This is a genomic window from Pseudomonas sp. CBZ-4 (assembly GCF_000346755.1).
Classification (GTDB): Bacteria; Pseudomonadota; Gammaproteobacteria; order Pseudomonadales; family Pseudomonadaceae; genus Aquipseudomonas.
On sequence record NZ_ANNV01000031.1, the window covers coordinates 17177 to 32714 of the forward strand.

General features: G+C 62.0%; 10 protein-coding genes. 4 read left to right on the plus strand and 6 right to left on the minus strand.

Translation table 11 applies throughout. The features are described from left to right. Nucleotides 1-5 precede the first annotated feature (5 nt). Entirely contained in the window at nt 6-1490 is a 1485-nt protein-coding gene (gene putP / locus B348_RS0104120; protein ID WP_017734892.1) for a sodium/proline symporter PutP, read from the plus strand. An 80-nt stretch (nt 1491-1570) separates the two neighbouring features. On the opposite strand, the gene B348_RS0104125 is transcribed toward putP, so the two are convergent. Then, on the minus strand, nt 1571-2059 hold the full coding sequence (locus B348_RS0104125; protein WP_026136543.1) for a DUF2165 family protein: 489 nt from the start codon (nt 2057-2059) through the stop codon (nt 1571-1573). A gap of 174 nt (nt 2060-2233) precedes the next feature. Between B348_RS0104125 and B348_RS0104130 the strand changes: the two genes are divergently transcribed. After that, complete coding sequence (locus B348_RS0104130; RefSeq protein WP_017734894.1) at nt 2234-4237, plus strand: type VI secretion system tip protein VgrG; 2004 nt, start codon at nt 2234-2236, stop codon at nt 4235-4237. Between the two features lie 5 nt (nt 4238-4242). Continuing rightward, on the plus strand, nt 4243-4926 hold the full coding sequence (locus B348_RS0104135) for a DUF4123 domain-containing protein (RefSeq protein WP_017734895.1): 684 nt from the start codon (nt 4243-4245) through the stop codon (nt 4924-4926). On the opposite strand, the gene B348_RS0104140 is transcribed toward B348_RS0104135, so the two are convergent. Further along, nucleotides 4912-6189, minus strand: a complete 1278-nt coding sequence (locus B348_RS0104140; RefSeq protein ID WP_017734896.1) for an O-acetylhomoserine aminocarboxypropyltransferase/cysteine synthase family protein — start codon at nt 6187-6189, stop codon at nt 4912-4914. The two genes, B348_RS0104135 and B348_RS0104140, sit on opposite strands and share 15 nt — an antisense overlap. A 174-nt stretch (nt 6190-6363) precedes the next feature. Between B348_RS0104140 and B348_RS0104145 the strand changes: the two genes are divergently transcribed. After that, nucleotides 6364-7200 carry a 23S rRNA (adenine(2030)-N(6))-methyltransferase RlmJ gene (locus tag B348_RS0104145; RefSeq protein ID WP_017734897.1) on the plus strand — a complete coding sequence of 279 codons (837 nt, stop codon included), beginning with the start codon at nt 6364-6366 and terminating at the stop codon, nt 7198-7200. 95 nt (nt 7201-7295) lie between these two features. Here the strand turns inward: B348_RS0104145 and msrA are convergent, their stop codons facing one another. The 4 genes from msrA to aceE all read right to left on the minus strand — a co-directional run bounded on the left by msrA (nt 7296) and on the right by aceE (nt 15396). Beyond that, nucleotides 7296-7943: a peptide-methionine (S)-S-oxide reductase MsrA gene (gene msrA / locus B348_RS0104150; protein WP_017734898.1), complete on the minus strand. Its 648-nt coding sequence runs from the start codon at nt 7941-7943 to the stop codon at nt 7296-7298. 73 nt (nt 7944-8016) lie between these two features. Beyond that, complete coding sequence (locus tag B348_RS0104155) at nt 8017-10710, minus strand: bifunctional diguanylate cyclase/phosphodiesterase (RefSeq protein WP_026136544.1); 2694 nt, start codon at nt 10708-10710, stop codon at nt 8017-8019. A 385-nt stretch (nt 10711-11095) separates the two neighbouring features. After that, nucleotides 11096-12739 carry a dihydrolipoyllysine-residue acetyltransferase gene (gene aceF, locus B348_RS0104160; RefSeq protein WP_017734900.1) on the minus strand — a complete coding sequence of 548 codons (1644 nt, stop codon included), beginning with the start codon at nt 12737-12739 and terminating at the stop codon, nt 11096-11098. 11 nt (nt 12740-12750) lie between these two features. Further along, on the minus strand, nt 12751-15396 hold the full coding sequence (aceE, locus tag B348_RS0104165) for a pyruvate dehydrogenase (acetyl-transferring), homodimeric type (protein WP_017734901.1): 2646 nt from the start codon (nt 15394-15396) through the stop codon (nt 12751-12753). Nucleotides 15397-15538: the final 142 nt, after the last annotated feature.

Sequence of the window (15538 nt, forward strand, 5' to 3'; positions counted from 1 at the left end):
CTCATATGAGCGTAAGTAATCCAACCCTGATCACGTTTGTGATCTACATCGCAGCAATGGTGCTGATTGGCTTCATGGCCTATCGCTCCACCAACAACCTTTCCGATTACATCCTCGGCGGTCGCAGCCTCGGTAGCGTGGTCACGGCCTTGTCGGCCGGTGCTTCGGACATGAGCGGCTGGTTGTTGATGGGCTTGCCCGGCGCGATCTACATGTCCGGCCTGTCGGAAAGCTGGATCGCCATCGGCCTGATCGTCGGTGCTTACCTCAACTGGCTGTTCGTGGCCGGTCGCCTGCGGGTACAGACCGAACACAACGGCGACGCCCTGACCCTGCCGGATTACTTCTCCAGCCGTTTCGAAGATAAAAGCGGCCTGCTGCGGATCATCTCCGCCGTGGTGATCCTGGTGTTCTTCACCATCTACTGCGCCTCCGGCATCGTCGCCGGTGCCCGCCTGTTCGAAAGCACCTTTGGCATGTCCTACGAGACGGCGCTGTGGGCCGGTGCTGCCGCGACTATTGCCTACACCTTCGTCGGTGGTTTCCTGGCAGTAAGCTGGACAGACACCGTACAAGCCACGCTGATGATCTTCGCGCTGATCCTTACGCCGATCATCGTGCTGCTGGCCACCGGTGGCGTTGATACCACCTTCCTCGCCATCGAAGCGAAGAACCCTGACAACTTCAACATGCTGAAAAACACCACCTTCATCGGCATCATTTCGCTGATGGGCTGGGGCCTGGGTTACTTCGGCCAGCCGCACATCCTCGCGCGTTTCATGGCGGCGGATTCGGTGAAGTCGATCGCCAACGCGCGTCGCATCTCCATGACCTGGATGATCCTGTGCCTGGCCGGTACCGTGGCGGTGGGTTTCTTCGGTATCGCCTACTTCTCGGCGCACCCGGAAGTCGCCGGCCCGGTCAACGAGAACCACGAGCGTGTGTTCATCGAACTGGCCAAGCTGCTGTTCAACCCATGGATTGCCGGCGTGCTGCTGTCGGCCATCCTGGCGGCCGTGATGAGCACCCTGAGCTGCCAACTGCTGGTGTGCTCCAGCGCCCTGACCGAAGACTTCTACAAGACCTTCCTGCGCAAAAACGCCTCCCAGCTTGAGCTGGTGTGGGTCGGCCGCCTGATGGTGCTGGTGGTTGCCCTGATCGCCATCGCCATGGCCGCCAACCCGAACAACCGCGTACTGGGCCTGGTGAGCTACGCCTGGGCCGGTTTCGGCGCCGCGTTCGGCCCTGTGGTGCTGATCTCGGTGATCTGGAAAGGCATGACCCGCAACGGCGCACTGGCTGGCATCCTGGTCGGCGCGATCACCGTGATCGTGTGGAAACACTTCGAACTGCTGGGCCTGTACGAAATCATCCCGGGCTTCATCTTTGCCAGCCTGGCGATCTACTTCGTGAGCAAGCTGGGCGCGCCGACTGCCGGTATGGTCGAGCGTTTTGATGCGGCGGAGAAGGACTACAACCTCAACAAATAAAACGTTGGGTGTTTGGTACCCGTGCAGTTAAAAAAAACGGCTCGCGATCCTTTGGATCGCGGGCCTTTTTTCTGGCCTGTTCAGTCCCTTTCCGGCTGATTGAGAAAAATCAGCACGCCAAGAATCGCCATGTAGAACTTGAACGCCGCACCCTGGCCATTCCATTGCTGGGATTGCCACATTAGAAACCATTCCGCGCCAATCACCATGAAACCGAAGAACCACACGCCGAAGCCGAAGGTGAGGCCCAGGATTGCGTGCTTCTTGGCTCGCTGGAAAACGTTGCTGTCGTCATGTCGCGCGCGCCACAGGGCCCACGTGCCAAGGGCCAGAAGTGCAGCGGTCAGGGCTTCGCCGCTGATGATCAGCCAATAGGCGCCGTGCCAAGCCCAGGGGCTGGTGATCGCACGGTACATGGCGGCGTTGTCGGGGAAGGTGGTGTCCATGCTCAGTACGTGCCTGACGAAGGCAAAGTTGGAGCCGTAGTCGGTGAGATTGTTGAAGCTTGCGAGGCCGGCGAAGGCTGCCAGTGCGAGGGTCATAAGCATTTTTGCGTAACGTGTGGTCATGGTCTTTCCATCGTTTTTCAGGAGGCAAGCCTGAGAGTGGACCGACGGCATGGAGCGGGCGTGAAGATTCGGGAACGCATGATGTAGGTATTTGCTGATTTGTCAGTGCCCCGCTGAACTCGGTCATTGGCTGATGCAGAATCGGCCGCCCACTCCTTCGCAGAGAAACACCGGATGTTCGCTCCTGCCAATCACAGTGCCTTCAACCTGACCCTGGACGGGGTCGCCAGTGACCTCAAGGTCTACCGCTTCAATGGTACCGAAGCACTCAGCCAACCCTATCGCTTTGATCTTGAACTGGTCAGCGAACAGCCCGACATCGACCTCCAGGGCCTGCTGCATCGCCCGGTGTACCTGGGCTTCGACGACCAAGGCCATGGCGTCCATGGCCTGGTCTACCGCGTGGCGCAAGGTGATTCCGGGCGGCGCCTGACGCGTTATCAGATCAGCCTCGTGCCGCAACTGGCCTACCTGGCGCACAGCAGCCAGCAACGTATTTTCCAGCACCAGACGGTGCCGCAGATCGTGGCGCAGGTGCTGGTGGGGCAGGGCATCCAGAGCGATCGCTTTGCATTTCACGTGAGCGGCACCTACCCGGAGCGCGAGTACTGCGTGCAGTTTGGCGAGAGCGATCTGGCGTTCGTCCAGCGCCTGTGTGCCGAGGCGGGCATCCACTATCACTTCCAGCATGCGGCCGAGCGGCACCTGCTGGTGTTTGGCGATGACCAGACGGTCTTTGCCCAGGCTGAGCAGCCCACCCCTTACACCCCTGGCTCCGGGATGGTCGCCGACACCCCGGCGATCAAGCGTTTTGCCGTGCAACTGGAGACCCGCACCACGGCGCTGGACCTGCGTGACTACGATTGGCGCAAGCCGCGCCTGGCGTTGGACAGCGCGGCGGTAGGCGAGCAACTACCGCGCCTGGAAGTGCAGGATTATCCCGGCCACTTCAGTGACCGCGCCCATGGCAAGTACCTTGCGCAACGTGGCCTGGAGCGCAGCCGCTGCGACTATCGGATCGCCCGTGGCAGCGGCGACGATCCGGCGCTGGCCAGCGGCCGCTTCATGCGGATCACCGGCCACCCCCGTGAGGCCTGGAATGACCTGTGGCTGGTGACCCAGGTTGTCCACGAGGGCAAGCAGCCTCAGGTGCTGGAGGAAGCGGTCACCGAGCCGGCAGGCGGGGATTTTCGCCAGGGTTATCGCAACAGCTTTGTCGCAGCGCCGTGGGATGTGATCTTTCGCCCGCCATTGCCTGAGCGCCCGAGCATTTCCGGCTATCAGAACGCGGTGGTCACCGGCCCTGCCGACAGTGAAATCCATTGCGACGAATACGGCCGGGTCAAAGTGCAATTGGCCTGGGACCGCAACGGCGAACACAACGACCATTCCAGCTGCTGGTTGCGGGTCGCCAGCGGCTGGGCCCATGACCGCTACGGTGTCGTGCTGATCCCGCGAGTGGGCATGGAAGTGCTGGTGGGTTTCGTCAATGGCGATATGGACATGCCCCTGGTGATGGGCTGCCTGCCCAACGCGGCGACGCCTGTGCCCCTCGACCTGCCGGCAGACAAGACCCGCAGCACCTTCCGCAGCCACAGCAGCCCCGGTGGCGGCGGCTACAACGAACTGCGCATCGACGACCGCAAGGGCGCCGAGGAAATCTACCTGCGCGCCCAGCGCGATTGGACCCAGCATGTGCTGCATGACCAGCAGGTGCAGGTGGATAACCGGCGTCAGGTGCGGGTGGGCGGCGAATCCCACCATGAGCTGCAAGGCGAAGAACAGCGCATCACCCACGGCAACCGCTTGACTGAAATCAAGCAGGACGATCACCTGCTGGTCGGCGGCTCCCGGCAGATGCGTGCCGGGCGCACCATTCAGATCGGTGCCGGGCAAAGCGTGGTCATCGATGCGGGCGCGTCCGTGACGATCCAAGCGGGTGGGCAGTCGATCACGTTGTCGGCGGGCGGGATTTTCAGCAGCGTGCCGATTCAGCTTGGCGGTGCGCCCGCTGCGGTCGCTGCGCCGCTGATACCTGGCATGAAAGAGACTTTACTGGCGGTCATACCCGCGCCGTTGAGCCCCGCGCAAGTGGCCAGCTTCAAGCGCAGCGCGCCGTTTTGCGAAGAGTGTGAGCGCTGCAAGAACGGCCTGTGTTCCAACCCAGAATGGAATTAACGACGATGCACCAAACCTTGCTTCCCGGTGAACACCTCTTCGCCATCCTGGGAGCGGCCAGCGACGCCAAGCCGCTGACGGCGTGGCGAACCCATGCAGGCGCAACGGCGCTGCACCCGGTTTGGGCCGGCACGGCCTATGCGTCATGGGAGGAGGTCATGCCCTACGTCGCCATTGTCGAGCGTGGCAGCGCGTTCCTGGATTGGGTGGCCTCCACTGCATCCACCGACTGGGGTTGGCTGGCCGTCTCGTCCATCCCGTTGGAAACGGTGATCGCGCACCTGCAAAGCCTGACCAAGGTGTACCTGCCTGACGGTCAGGTGGTGTTCCTGCGCTTCTGGGACGGCGCCCAGATGTTGCCGATCATTCAGCAATCAGGTGGGGAGATATTGCCCGTATTCCAGCGTTACCTGATTAATGGCCAGGCGTTGAGCGTGGCGACAGTCGCGGTGACGGCCGCCAAACCCAGCCCATGGTGGCAAGTGCCTGTACCACTGATGGCGCTGCTGGCAGAGCAATCACCGCATACGCTGATCGACAACCTGCTGCAATGGCTCGAAGAACAGCGCCCCGACCTCTGCGCCGCCTTCACGCCGGCGACCTTGCGCCACAAGGTCGCCCGCTTCGTGCGGATTTCGCCCATCAGCCATGCAGCGCTGGCCAACTGCATCGCCTCAGAGCTGGGTTGAACCCAGGGCCTGTTGCAAGTCTTCGATCAGGTCTTCAATCGCCTCGATGCCCACCGACAGGCGGATCATTTCCGGTTTCACCCCGGCCTTGGCCTGCTCCTGTTCGTTCATCTGCCGATGGGTGGTGGAGGCCGGGTGGCAGGCCAGGGACTTGGCATCGCCGATATTCACCAGGCGCTTGAAGATTTGCAGCGCGTCGTAGAAGCGCACGCCGGCTTCATAGCCGCCCTTCAAGCCAAACGAGAGGATCGCCGAGGGTTTGCCTTGCAGGTATTTCTGCGCCAGGGCGTGGTGCGGATGATCCGGCAGGCCGGCGTAGCTGACCCATTCCACGTCGCGATGGCCTTGCAGGAACTGCGCGACCTTCAAGGCGTTTTCAGTGTGGCGCTCCATGCGCAGCGCGAGGGTTTCCAGGCCTTGCAGCAGCAGGAACGCGTTCATCGGTGCCAGCGCCGCGCCGGTATTGCGCAGCGGCACGGTGCGGGCGCGGGCGATGAAGGCGGCGGGGCCGAATTTTTCCGTGTAGACCACGCCGTGATAGGCCGGCTCGGGGTTGTTGAGGCCGGGGAATTTTTCCGGGTAGTCGGTCCAGGGGAAGGTGCCGCTGTCGACAATCACGCCGCCCAGGGAGTTGCCATGGCCGCCGATGTACTTGGTCAGCGAATGCACGACGATGTCGGCGCCGAACCTGATCGGCTTGCACAGGATCGGCGTGGCCACGGTGTTGTCCACCATCAGCGGCACGCCACGGGCATGGGCGACGTCGGCCAGGGCTTGCAGGTCGATGATATTGCCTGCCGGGTTGCCGATGCTTTCGCAGTACACCAGCTTGGTGTTGTCGTCGATCAGTTCGGCGATGGCTTGCGCGGAGTCGTCACGGGCGAAGCGCACGTCCACGCCAAAGCTCGGCAGCAGGTGCGCGAACAGGGTGTAGGTGCCACCGTAGAGCTGTGGCGTGGTGACGATATTGTCGCCGGCACGCGTCAGCGTCTGGATCGCATAGTGGATCGCCGCGCTGCCGGCCGACACGGCCAGGGCCGCGATGCCGCCTTCCAGCGCCGCAATGCGCTGTTCCAGCACGTCGTTGGTGGGGTTCATGATGCGCGTATAGATATTGCCGGGCACGTCCAGGTTGAACAGGTCGGCGCCGTGCTGGGCGTTGTCGAATTCGAAGGCGACGTTCTGGTAGATCGGCACGGCGACGGCCTTGGTGGTGGGGTCCGACTTGAAGCCGTGGTGCAGTGCGATGGTGGCGTCTTTCATGATTGTTATTGACCTCCCTGGATAGTGGATTGCCACAATAAATCTGCACCCACCCAAGTATTTAGATTTTTTTCAGCCAGCCACCTGCTTTTGCGGCATAAGCACCGCCCGGCATGCCGCGCTGCACCAAAGCCTGCGTAACAGGTAAACTTCGCCCCCTGCGCAGGAGCAACCATGAATTATCGTCACGCCTTTCACGCCGGCAACCACGCCGATGTCTTCAAACACCTGACCTTGACCCGCCTCATCGCCCTGATGTCGCGCAAGGAGCAGCCGTTCACCTACCTCGATACCCACGCCGGGATCGGCCTGTACGACTTGCAGGGCGACCAGGCCAACCGTACCGGTGAATACCTGGAAGGCATTGCGCGCCTGTGGGGCCAAAGCGACCTGCCGCCGCTGACCGCTGATTACATGCGCGTGCTGCACGAGATGAACCCGGATGGCCAGTTGCGCTACTACCCGGGCTCGCCGGAGCTGGCGCGCCGCCTCACGCGGCCACAGGACCGTGTGCTGCTCAATGAAAAGCACCCGGAAGACGGCGTGTTGCTCAAGGACAATATGAAGGGTGATCGCCGCGTCAAAGTGCACCTGGGTGAAGGCTGGCATGTGCCGCGTGCCCTGCTGCCGGTGCCGGAAAAACGCGCGCTGATGCTGATCGACCCACCGTTCGAGAAACTCGACGAGATGCAACGCTGCGCCGCGTCCCTCAAGGAAGCCGTGAGCCGCATGCGCCAGACCGTCGCCGCCATCTGGTACCCGGTGAAGGACCAGCGCATGTTGCGCCGTTTCTACCAGGACCTGGCCGGCACGGGTGCGCCGAAGCTGTTGCGGGTGGAGTTGTTGGTGCATCCATTGGATACGCCGAACACCCTGACCGGCTCGGGCCTGGCGATTGCCAACCCGCCGTGGGGTTTGGAAGAGGAGTTGCGTGAGCTGTTGCCGTGGTTGTCCAAGCAGCTGGGGCAGACCCAGGGTGGGTGGCAGATGGATTGGTTGATTGCTGAGTAATTTGGCGCCTGCCAAATCGCTATCGCGGGCAAGCCCGCTCCCACAGTTTGAACGCTACCCCTGTGGGAGCGGGCTTGCCCGCGATGCTTTTGGCGTCAGATCGGGCAGGTCACGCCCGTGCCGCCAATCCCGCAATAGCCCTGCGGATTCTTCGCCAGGTACTGCTGGTGATACGCCTCGGCGAAGTACACCGTCGGCGCTTCGTCGATTTCCGTGGTGATCTCACCCAGCCCGGCCTTGGTCAGTTCTTGCTGATACGCCTGGGCGCTGGCTTTCGCCGCGTCCAATTGCTCCGGCGTGGTCGCATAGATCACCGAGCGGTACTGGCTGCCGATGTCGTTGCCCTGGCGCATGCCCTGGGTCGGGTTGTGCAGTTCCCAGAACATCTTCAGCAGGTCTTCGTATTTCACTTTGGCCTGGTCATACACCACCAGCACCACTTCGCTGTGGCCGGTCAGGCCCGAGCAGACTTCTTCGTAGGTCGGGTTCGGCGTGAAGCCGCCGGCGTAGCCGACCACGCTGCTGACCACTCCGTCGCGCTGCCAGAACTTGCGCTCGGCGCCCCAGAAGCACCCCAGGCCGAAGATCGCGAAACCGACGTCATCCAGGAAGGGCCCCAGCAATGGGTTGCCGTTGACGAAGTGGGTTTCCGGCAGCGCCATCGGGGTTTCGCGGCCAGGCAAAGCTTGTTCTGCAGTAGGAAGCACGTTTTTATTCACCAGAATTTCCGAGCGCAAGACCATGATCAGTCCTCTCGTCAGGTTGAGTTAGCGGTAAAGAGTCAGACAGCCAGTGTGCCCGAGTGTTACCACGCTGTCAGGCGACAGGTCCGCGTGGATAGCGCTTGAGCATAGCAAACAGCTCGGCGCCGGGGATTGGCCGGTCGAACAGGTAGCCCTGGCCGACGTCGCAACGGTGCCGGCGCAGGAACGCCAGCTGTTCAGCGGTCTCGATGCCTTCGGCCACGACCTTGAGCTTGAGGTTATGGGCCATGGCGATCACCGCCGAGGTGATTTCCATGTCGTCCTGGTTGTCCGGGATTTCATGGATAAAACTGCGATCGATCTTGATGATGTCGATCGGGAATTTTTTCAGGTAACTCAGGGACGAGTAACCGGTACCGAAATCGTCCATGGCCAGGGTCAGGCCAAAGCTTTTCAGCTGGTCCAGTTGCAGGCGCGTGTCTTCGGTGGCTTCCAGCAGCAAGCCTTCGGTCAACTCCAGCTCCAGCAGGTTGGCCGGCAGGTCTTCTTCCTTGAGGATGGTGGCAATCGAGGCCACCAGGTCCGGGTCGGAGAACTGCTTGGGCGACAGGTTGATCGCCACTTGCAAGTTGCCCATGCCGGCCGCGCTCAGTTGCTTGCTCATGCGGCAGGCCTGGCGCGCAATCCATTTGCCGATGGGGATGATCAGGCCGGTCTCTTCCGCCACGCTGATGAACTGGTCGGGGCGGATCATGCCTTTTTCCGGGTGGTTCCAGCGCAGCAGCGCTTCCATGCCCAGCAAGCGGCCGCTGCGCAGGCACAGCTTGGGCTGGTAGAACACGTCCAGTTCGTTCTGGGTCAGGGCGCGGCGCAGGTTGTTTTCGACGAACAGCTTGTAGCTGGCTTCGGCGTTGAGCGCTTCGGTGAACACTTGCACCTGGTGTTTGCCGTTGGCCTTGGCCTTGTGCAGGGCCAGGCCGGCGTTGCGCATCAGGGTTTGCGGGTCGCGGCCATGCAGGGGGGCGCAGGCCAGGCCCACGGAGCCGGTGACGCTGATCAACTGGTTGTCGACGAACATCGGCTTGTCGAGGGTTGCCAACAGCTGGCTGGCGACTTGCTGGCCGGTTTCCAGGTCGGTGTCGTCGAGCAGCACGGCGAATTCGTTGCTGGCAAACCGCGCCAGGCTGCCGCCGGCGCTGAGGCTGTTGCGCAGGCGCCGGGCCAGGCTGATCAGCAGTTTGTCGCCGGTCTGGTGGCCGAGGCTGTCGTTGATGCGTTTGAAGTTGTCGATGTCCACCAGCAGCAGGCTGATCGGGCTGTCGCTGTCGCGGGCAAACCGTTCGTCGAGATTGCGGATAAACGCCGGGCGGTTGCCCAGGTTGGTCAGGTTGTCGGTGTAGGCCAGGCGCTCGATGCGCTGCTGGGCCAGCTTGGTCTGGGTGATGTCTTCGTAGATGCCGATGTAGTGCGTCAGCTCACGGTTGTCGCCGTACACCTTGGAGATCGACAGCTGGCCCCAGTAGGGTTCGAGGTTTTTGCGCCGGCTCTTGAATTCGCCCTGCCAGCTGTTGCTCTTGGCCAGGCTGGAAGGGGCATCGAACAGCAGCTCGCTGAGGTTCTCCAGCGCCGGCAGTTGCGCCAGGCGGTGGCCGTGGACTTCTTCGGCGCTGTACTGGGTGATCGCGGTAAAGCTTGGGTTGACGTACTCCACCACGCCGTCGCAATTGACCAGCAGAAAGGCGTTGGCGCTTTGCTCCACCGCACGCTGGAACAGGTGCAGGGCGCTGGTGGCGGTGCGCCGGTTGTGGTTGTTGATGACTTGCGCGAACTGGTCCGCCAGCTCGCCGGCAAAGGCAATCTCGTCGGCCTGCCAGATACGCGGGCTGCGGCCTTGCTCCAGGCAGAGCACGCCGACCACCTGGCCATCCACGCGGATGCTGGCGTCGAGCAGGGCCTGGATGTCCTTGGCGCGCAGTTCCTCGGCCAGCTCGCGGGTGCGCGGGTCGCGCAGGGCGTTGGTGGCGTCGATCGCGCGGCTGCTGTGCAGGGCTTCCAGGTAATCCGGGAAGCCGCTGGCATCGATGGGCTCGGGCACATAGTGTTGCTGGTCGGCACGCAGGTAGGCGGCAATCGGCACCAGGCGCTGGTCTTCGAGGTGCCAGATGCGCGCGCTGTCGACCTGGTAGATTTCGCAGGCGCTGCGGGTGATCAGCTCGGCCGCTTCCTGCAGCGAATTGTTCGCGGTGTAGCGCTGGCGGGCCAGCAGCAGGATCAGCTCCTGTTGGGCGCGCACACGTTCCAGGTGTTGCAGTTGTTCTTGCTGCGCGCGCTGGTTGAGCTCAAGGGCGATCTGCAGGCGGCTGTTCTGGCTTTCCAGATCGGCTGTCGGGGCGGTCGTCGGGATTTCACTGAACAGGCCGTCGACCACCATCAGGTAGCCGCGCAGCAGGTGGCGATTGTGTTGTTTGTAGGCTTCGCCCATTTCCAGCAGGCTCAGCGGGCCGTCACTGGTGTGCAGGGTGTAGCGCACCAGGTAGTGGGGACTGTGGCTGAGTTGTTGCTGGATCGCATCATGCAGCTGATAACGCGCCTGGGGCTCCATCAGGCTGGCGTAGGGGGTGCCGAGCAAGGCACACAGCTCGACCGCCGGCAGGCCGAATTGGCGTTCGCAATTGGGGTCGAGGTAGAGCAGGGCCCAGCTTGCCTCATTCAGCCGCTCGAAACGCAGCATACCGAGGCGCGAAGGCACCGGTAATTGCGTCACTACCTCGGCCGCCATACGGGCGACATCGGGTTGGCTTTTCATGGGGGAAACTCGCTTGGGAAAATGCGCACGGCGCCGGGCTCACGCCCTCTTTTCTGTCGCCTGCGGCAAGGTTGCATCATGCAGCACGCACTGACAAGAGAGGATGAAGGCTAAGTGCTATAAGGGGGTTATCGGCCGCGCGGGGGATTTCTGAAATGGCGGTGATGGAAGGTGTACAAACCTGTTTTGCCTGTCCAGTTATCTAGGCAAAAAAACCGTATACAGGGGGACGCGGAGCGTCCGGGGCGGCGTTACCACGCGGAGCGTGGGAACGATCAAACAGGCAAAAAAAGCCCCGCCAAGTGGCGGGGTTGAGGTACGAGCGTGTGGCGCTCGGAAATCGGTGCAACCGGACCTCCCCGATGAAAGGGAGGCCCGTCGCGGCTTACAGCAGAATGGTGCGGATGTCGTTCAGCAACTGGCTCAGGCGCTGGGTGAAGCGTGCAGCAGCAGCGCCGTTGATCACACGGTGATCGTAGGACAGCGACAGCGGCAGCATCAGCTTCGGCTGGAACGCTTTACCGTCCCACACAGGCTGGATAGTGGCCTTGGACACACCCAGGATCGCCACTTCCGGCGCGTTGACGATTGGCGTGAAGCCAGTACCGCCAATGTGCCCGAGGCTGGAGATGGTGAAGCACGCGCCCTGCATGTCGTCCGGGGTGAGCTTCTTGTCGCGGGCCTTGGCCGCCAGTGCAGCGGCTTCGGCAGCCAGTTGCAGCAGGCTCTTCTGGTCGACGTTCTTGATGACCGGTACCAGCAGGCCATCTGGCGTGTCTACCGCGAAGCCGATGTTCACGTACTTCTTGCGGATGATCGCCTTGCCGCTTGGTGCCAGCGAAGCGTTGAAGTCCGGCAGTTCCTTGAGCAGGTGCGCGCAGGCCTTGAGCAGCAGCGGCAGCACGGTCAGTTTCACGCCGGCCTTCTCGGCCACGGCTTTCTGCGCGATGCGGAAAGCTTCCAGGTCGGTGATATCGGCCTGGTCGAACTGGGTCACGTGCGGGATGTTCAGGTAGCTGGCGTGCAGGCCGGCCGCGCCGATTTGCATCAGGCGGGTCATCGGCACTTCTTCGGTCTCGCCGAAGCGGCTGAAGTCCACGGTGCGGATCGGCGGAATGCCCGAACCACCCGTCGCGCCGCCGGCAGCCGGAGCTTCCTTGGCTTTGTGCATCATCGCCTTGACGTAAACCTGCACGTCTTCCTTCAGCACACGGCCGTGGGGGCCGGTGGCCGTGACGGCGTTCAGCTCAACGCCGAACTCGCGAGCCAGCTGACGCACGGCAGGGCCGGCGTGAACCTTGGCACCGCTTGGCGCAGGTGCAGCAGCAACCGGCGCCGGAGCGGCCTCGGCTTTTGCAGCAGGTGCAGGTGCGGCGGCAGCAGGTGCAGCCTCAGCCTTGGCAGCCGGAGCGGCGGCCGGAGCTGGAGCAGCCGCAGGCGCAGCGCCTTGTACTTTCAGCTTGAGGATGAAATCGCCAGTGCCGACTTCGTCTTCCAGCTTGACCGCGATGCTTTCCACCACGCCGGCAGCCGGCGAAGGGATTTCCATGGAGGCCTTGTCGGACTCCAGGGTGATCAGCGACTGGTCGGCTTCGACGGTATCGCCGACCTTGACCAGCAGCTCGATGATCTTGGCCTTGCCCGACGAACCGATGTCCGGCACGTGGATGTCCTGGACCGAAGCGGCGGCCGGAGCAGCAGCCGGGGCCGCAGGGGCCTCGGCTGGCTTCTCGGCAGGCGCCGGTGCAGCAGCGGCAGCCGGAGCGGCCGCAGGTGCAGGGGCCGCATCAGCGGCACCTTCGATTTCCAGTTCCAGCAGTTCGTCGCCTTCTTTCAGGCGATCGCCCAGCTTCACTTTCAGGCTCTTGACCACACCGGCCTTGGGAGCAGGGATTTCCATGCTCGCCTTGTCCGATTCCAGGGTCAGGATGCTCTGGTCGGCTTCGACGGTGTCGCCGACCTTCACAAACAGCTCGATTACTTCACCTTCACCGCTGCCGATGTCAGGTACGCGAATGAGTTCGCTCACAAAAAGTCTCCTCAGCAGTCCAGTGGGTTGCGTTTTTCCGGGTTGATCCCGAACTTGACGATAGCGTCTGCTACCACCTTGGGTTCGATCTCACCACGGTCAGCCAAGGCTTCCAGGGCTGCCAACACCACGAAGTGACGGTCGACTTCGAAGAAGTGACGCAGCTTCTTGCGGCTGTCACTGCGGCCGAAACCGTCGGTGCCCAGGACTTTGAATTCCTTGGACGGGACCCACTGGCGAATTTGTTCGGCGAACAGCTTCATGTAGTCGGTAGAGGCAATGACTGGACCCTTACGGCCGGCCAGGCACTCTTCGACGTAGCTCTTCGCTGGTTTTTGACCAGGCTTGAGGCGGTTGCTGCGCTCTACGGCCAGGCCGTCGCGACGCAGTTCGTTGAAGCTGGTGACGCTCCACACGTCGGCGCCGACGTTGAACTCTTCACGCAGGATCTTCGCCGCTTCACGCACTTCGCGCAGGATGGTGCCGGAGCCCATCAGCTGTACGTGGTGCGCTGCTTCCTTGGTGTCTTCTTCGAGCAGGTACATGCCCTTGATGATGCCTTCTTCCACGCCAGCCGGCATTGCAGGCTGCTGGTAGGACTCGTTCATCACGGTGATGTAGTAGAAAACGTCCTGCTGCTCTTCGGTCATCTTCTTCATGCCGTCCTGGATGATCACCGCCAGCTCATAGCCGTAGGTTGGATCAAAGGTGCGGCAGTTCGGGATGGTGGCAGCCAGGATGTGGCTGTGACCGTCTTCGTGTTGCAGGCCTTCGCCGTTCAGCGTGGTCCGGCCAGCGGTACCGCCGATCAGGAAGCCACGGGTACGGCTGTCGCCTGCTGCCCAAGCCAGGTCGCCAATACGCTGGAAGCCGAACATCGAGTAGAAGATGTAGAACGGCAGCATCGGCTGGTTGTGGCTGGAGTACGAAGTACCGGCAGCGATGAAGGAGCTCATGGCGCCCGCTTCGTTGATGCCTTCTTCGAGGATCTGGCCCTTCTTGTCTTCCTTGTAGAACATCACCTGGTCTTTATCGACTGGCTCGTAGAGCTGGCCGACGGAGGAGTAGATGCCCAACTGACGGAACATGCCTTCCATACCGAAGGTACGGGCTTCGTCCGGGATGATCGGGACGATGCGCGGGCCGATGTCCTTGTCCTTGACCAGCTGCGCCAAGATACGCACGAAGGCCATGGTGGTGGAGATTTCACGGTCGCCCGAACCGTCCAGGATCGCCTTGAGGGTGCTCAAGTCTGGAGTCGGAACGCTGAAACTGTTGGCACGGCGCTGTGGCACGAAACCGCCCAGTGCAGTGCGACGCTCGGCCAGGTAACGGGCCTCGGCGCTGTTTGGCTCTGGCTTGAAGAACGGCAGGTTCTCCAACTCTTCGTCCTTGACCGGGATGTCGAAGCGGTCGCGGAACAACTTCAGGCTGTCGACATCGACTTTCTTGGTGTTGTGCGCAGTGTTCTTCGCTTCGCCAGCACCGGTGCCATAACCCTTGATGGTCTTGGCCAGGATGACGGTCGGTTGTTCTTTGTGGTTCACCGCTTCGTGGTAAGCCGCGTAGACCTTGTACGGGTCGTGGCCGCCACGGTTGAGTTTCCAGATCTCGTCGTCGGACAGGTCTGCAACCATCGCCTTGAGTTCTGGCGTGTTGAAGAAGTGTTCACGCACGAACGCGCCGTCTTTGGCTTTGTAGTTCTGGTACTCGCCGTCGATGACTTCGTCCATGCGACGTTGCAGGATGCCGTCGACGTCCTTGGCCAGCAGTGGGTCCCAGAAACGGCCCCAGATGACTTTGGTCACGTTCCACTGAGCACCACGGAACACGCCTTCGAGTTCCTGGATGATCTTGCCGTTGCCGCGAACCGGGCCGTCGAGGCGCTGCAGGTTGCAGTTGATGACAAAGATCAGGTTGTCCAGCTTCTCGCGGCCAGCCAGGGAGATGGCGCCCAGGGATTCCGGCTCGTCGCACTCGCCGTCGCCCAGGAAGCACCAGACTTTCTGCTTGCCTTCAGGGATGAAGCCACGGGCTTCCAGGTACTTCATGAAACGTGCCTGGTAGATCGCCTGGATCGGACCCAGACCCATGGAAACGGTCGGGAACTGCCAGAAATCAGGCATCAGCCAAGGGTGCGGGTACGACGACAGGCCGCCACCGTCCACTTCCTGGCGGAAGTTGTTCATTTGGTCTTCGGTGATGCGACCTTCCATGAACGCACGGGCGTAGACGCCTGGCGAGGTGTGGCCCTGGAAGTAGATCAGGTCGCCGCCGTGTTCGTCGGTCGGGGCCTGGAAGAAGTAGTTGAAGCCGATGTCATACAGGGTTGCGCTGGAAGCGAAGCTGGAGATGTGACCGCCCAGGTCCGAATCTTTCAGATTCGTGCGCATTACCATCGCCATGGCGTTCCAACGTACCAGCGAGCGAATGCGGCGTTCCATGAACAGGTCGCCAGGCATGCGTGCTTCGTGGGTAACGGGGATGGTGTTGCGGTATGGCGTGGTGATGGCGTAAGGCAACTGCGAACCGCTGCGGGTTGCGAGTTCGCCCATACGGGTCATCAGGTAGTGAGCACGGTCTTCGCCTTCTTTGTCGAGAACCGATTCCAGGGCGTCCAGCCATTCCTGGGTTTCGACGGGATCGAGGTCTTGCATGGCTTGCTCCAGGGCGGAAAGGCTACCAGAATCGGTTGCCTGAAGTTTGCGACTGGCCTTGTGGGCAGACGACATAAATTCTTGGATGGCCGAAGGTTGCTTCGGCGTCCTGTAGTTTTACTACAAATCGTCGGCCATTTCA

Coding starts and splice junctions, on each gene's coding strand:
- putP (WP_017734892.1), top strand. CDS start 6: ATGAGCGTAAGTAATCCAACCCTGATCACGTTTGTGATCTACATCGCA.
- B348_RS0104145 (WP_017734897.1), top strand. CDS start 6,364: ATGAATTATCGTCACGCCTTTCACGCCGGCAACCACGCCGATGTCTTC.
- B348_RS0104135 (WP_017734895.1), top strand. CDS start 4,243: ATGCACCAAACCTTGCTTCCCGGTGAACACCTCTTCGCCATCCTGGGA.
- B348_RS0104130 (WP_017734894.1), top strand. CDS start 2,234: ATGTTCGCTCCTGCCAATCACAGTGCCTTCAACCTGACCCTGGACGGG.
- B348_RS0104140 (WP_017734896.1), bottom strand. CDS start 6,189: ATGAAAGACGCCACCATCGCACTGCACCACGGCTTCAAGTCGGACCCC.
- aceE (WP_017734901.1), bottom strand. CDS start 15,396: ATGCAAGACCTCGATCCCGTCGAAACCCAGGAATGGCTGGACGCCCTG.
- B348_RS0104125 (WP_026136543.1), bottom strand. CDS start 2,059: ATGACCACACGTTACGCAAAAATGCTTATGACCCTCGCACTGGCAGCC.
- B348_RS0104155 (WP_026136544.1), bottom strand. CDS start 10,710: ATGAAAAGCCAACCCGATGTCGCCCGTATGGCGGCCGAGGTAGTGACG.
- msrA (WP_017734898.1), bottom strand. CDS start 7,943: ATGGTCTTGCGCTCGGAAATTCTGGTGAATAAAAACGTGCTTCCTACT.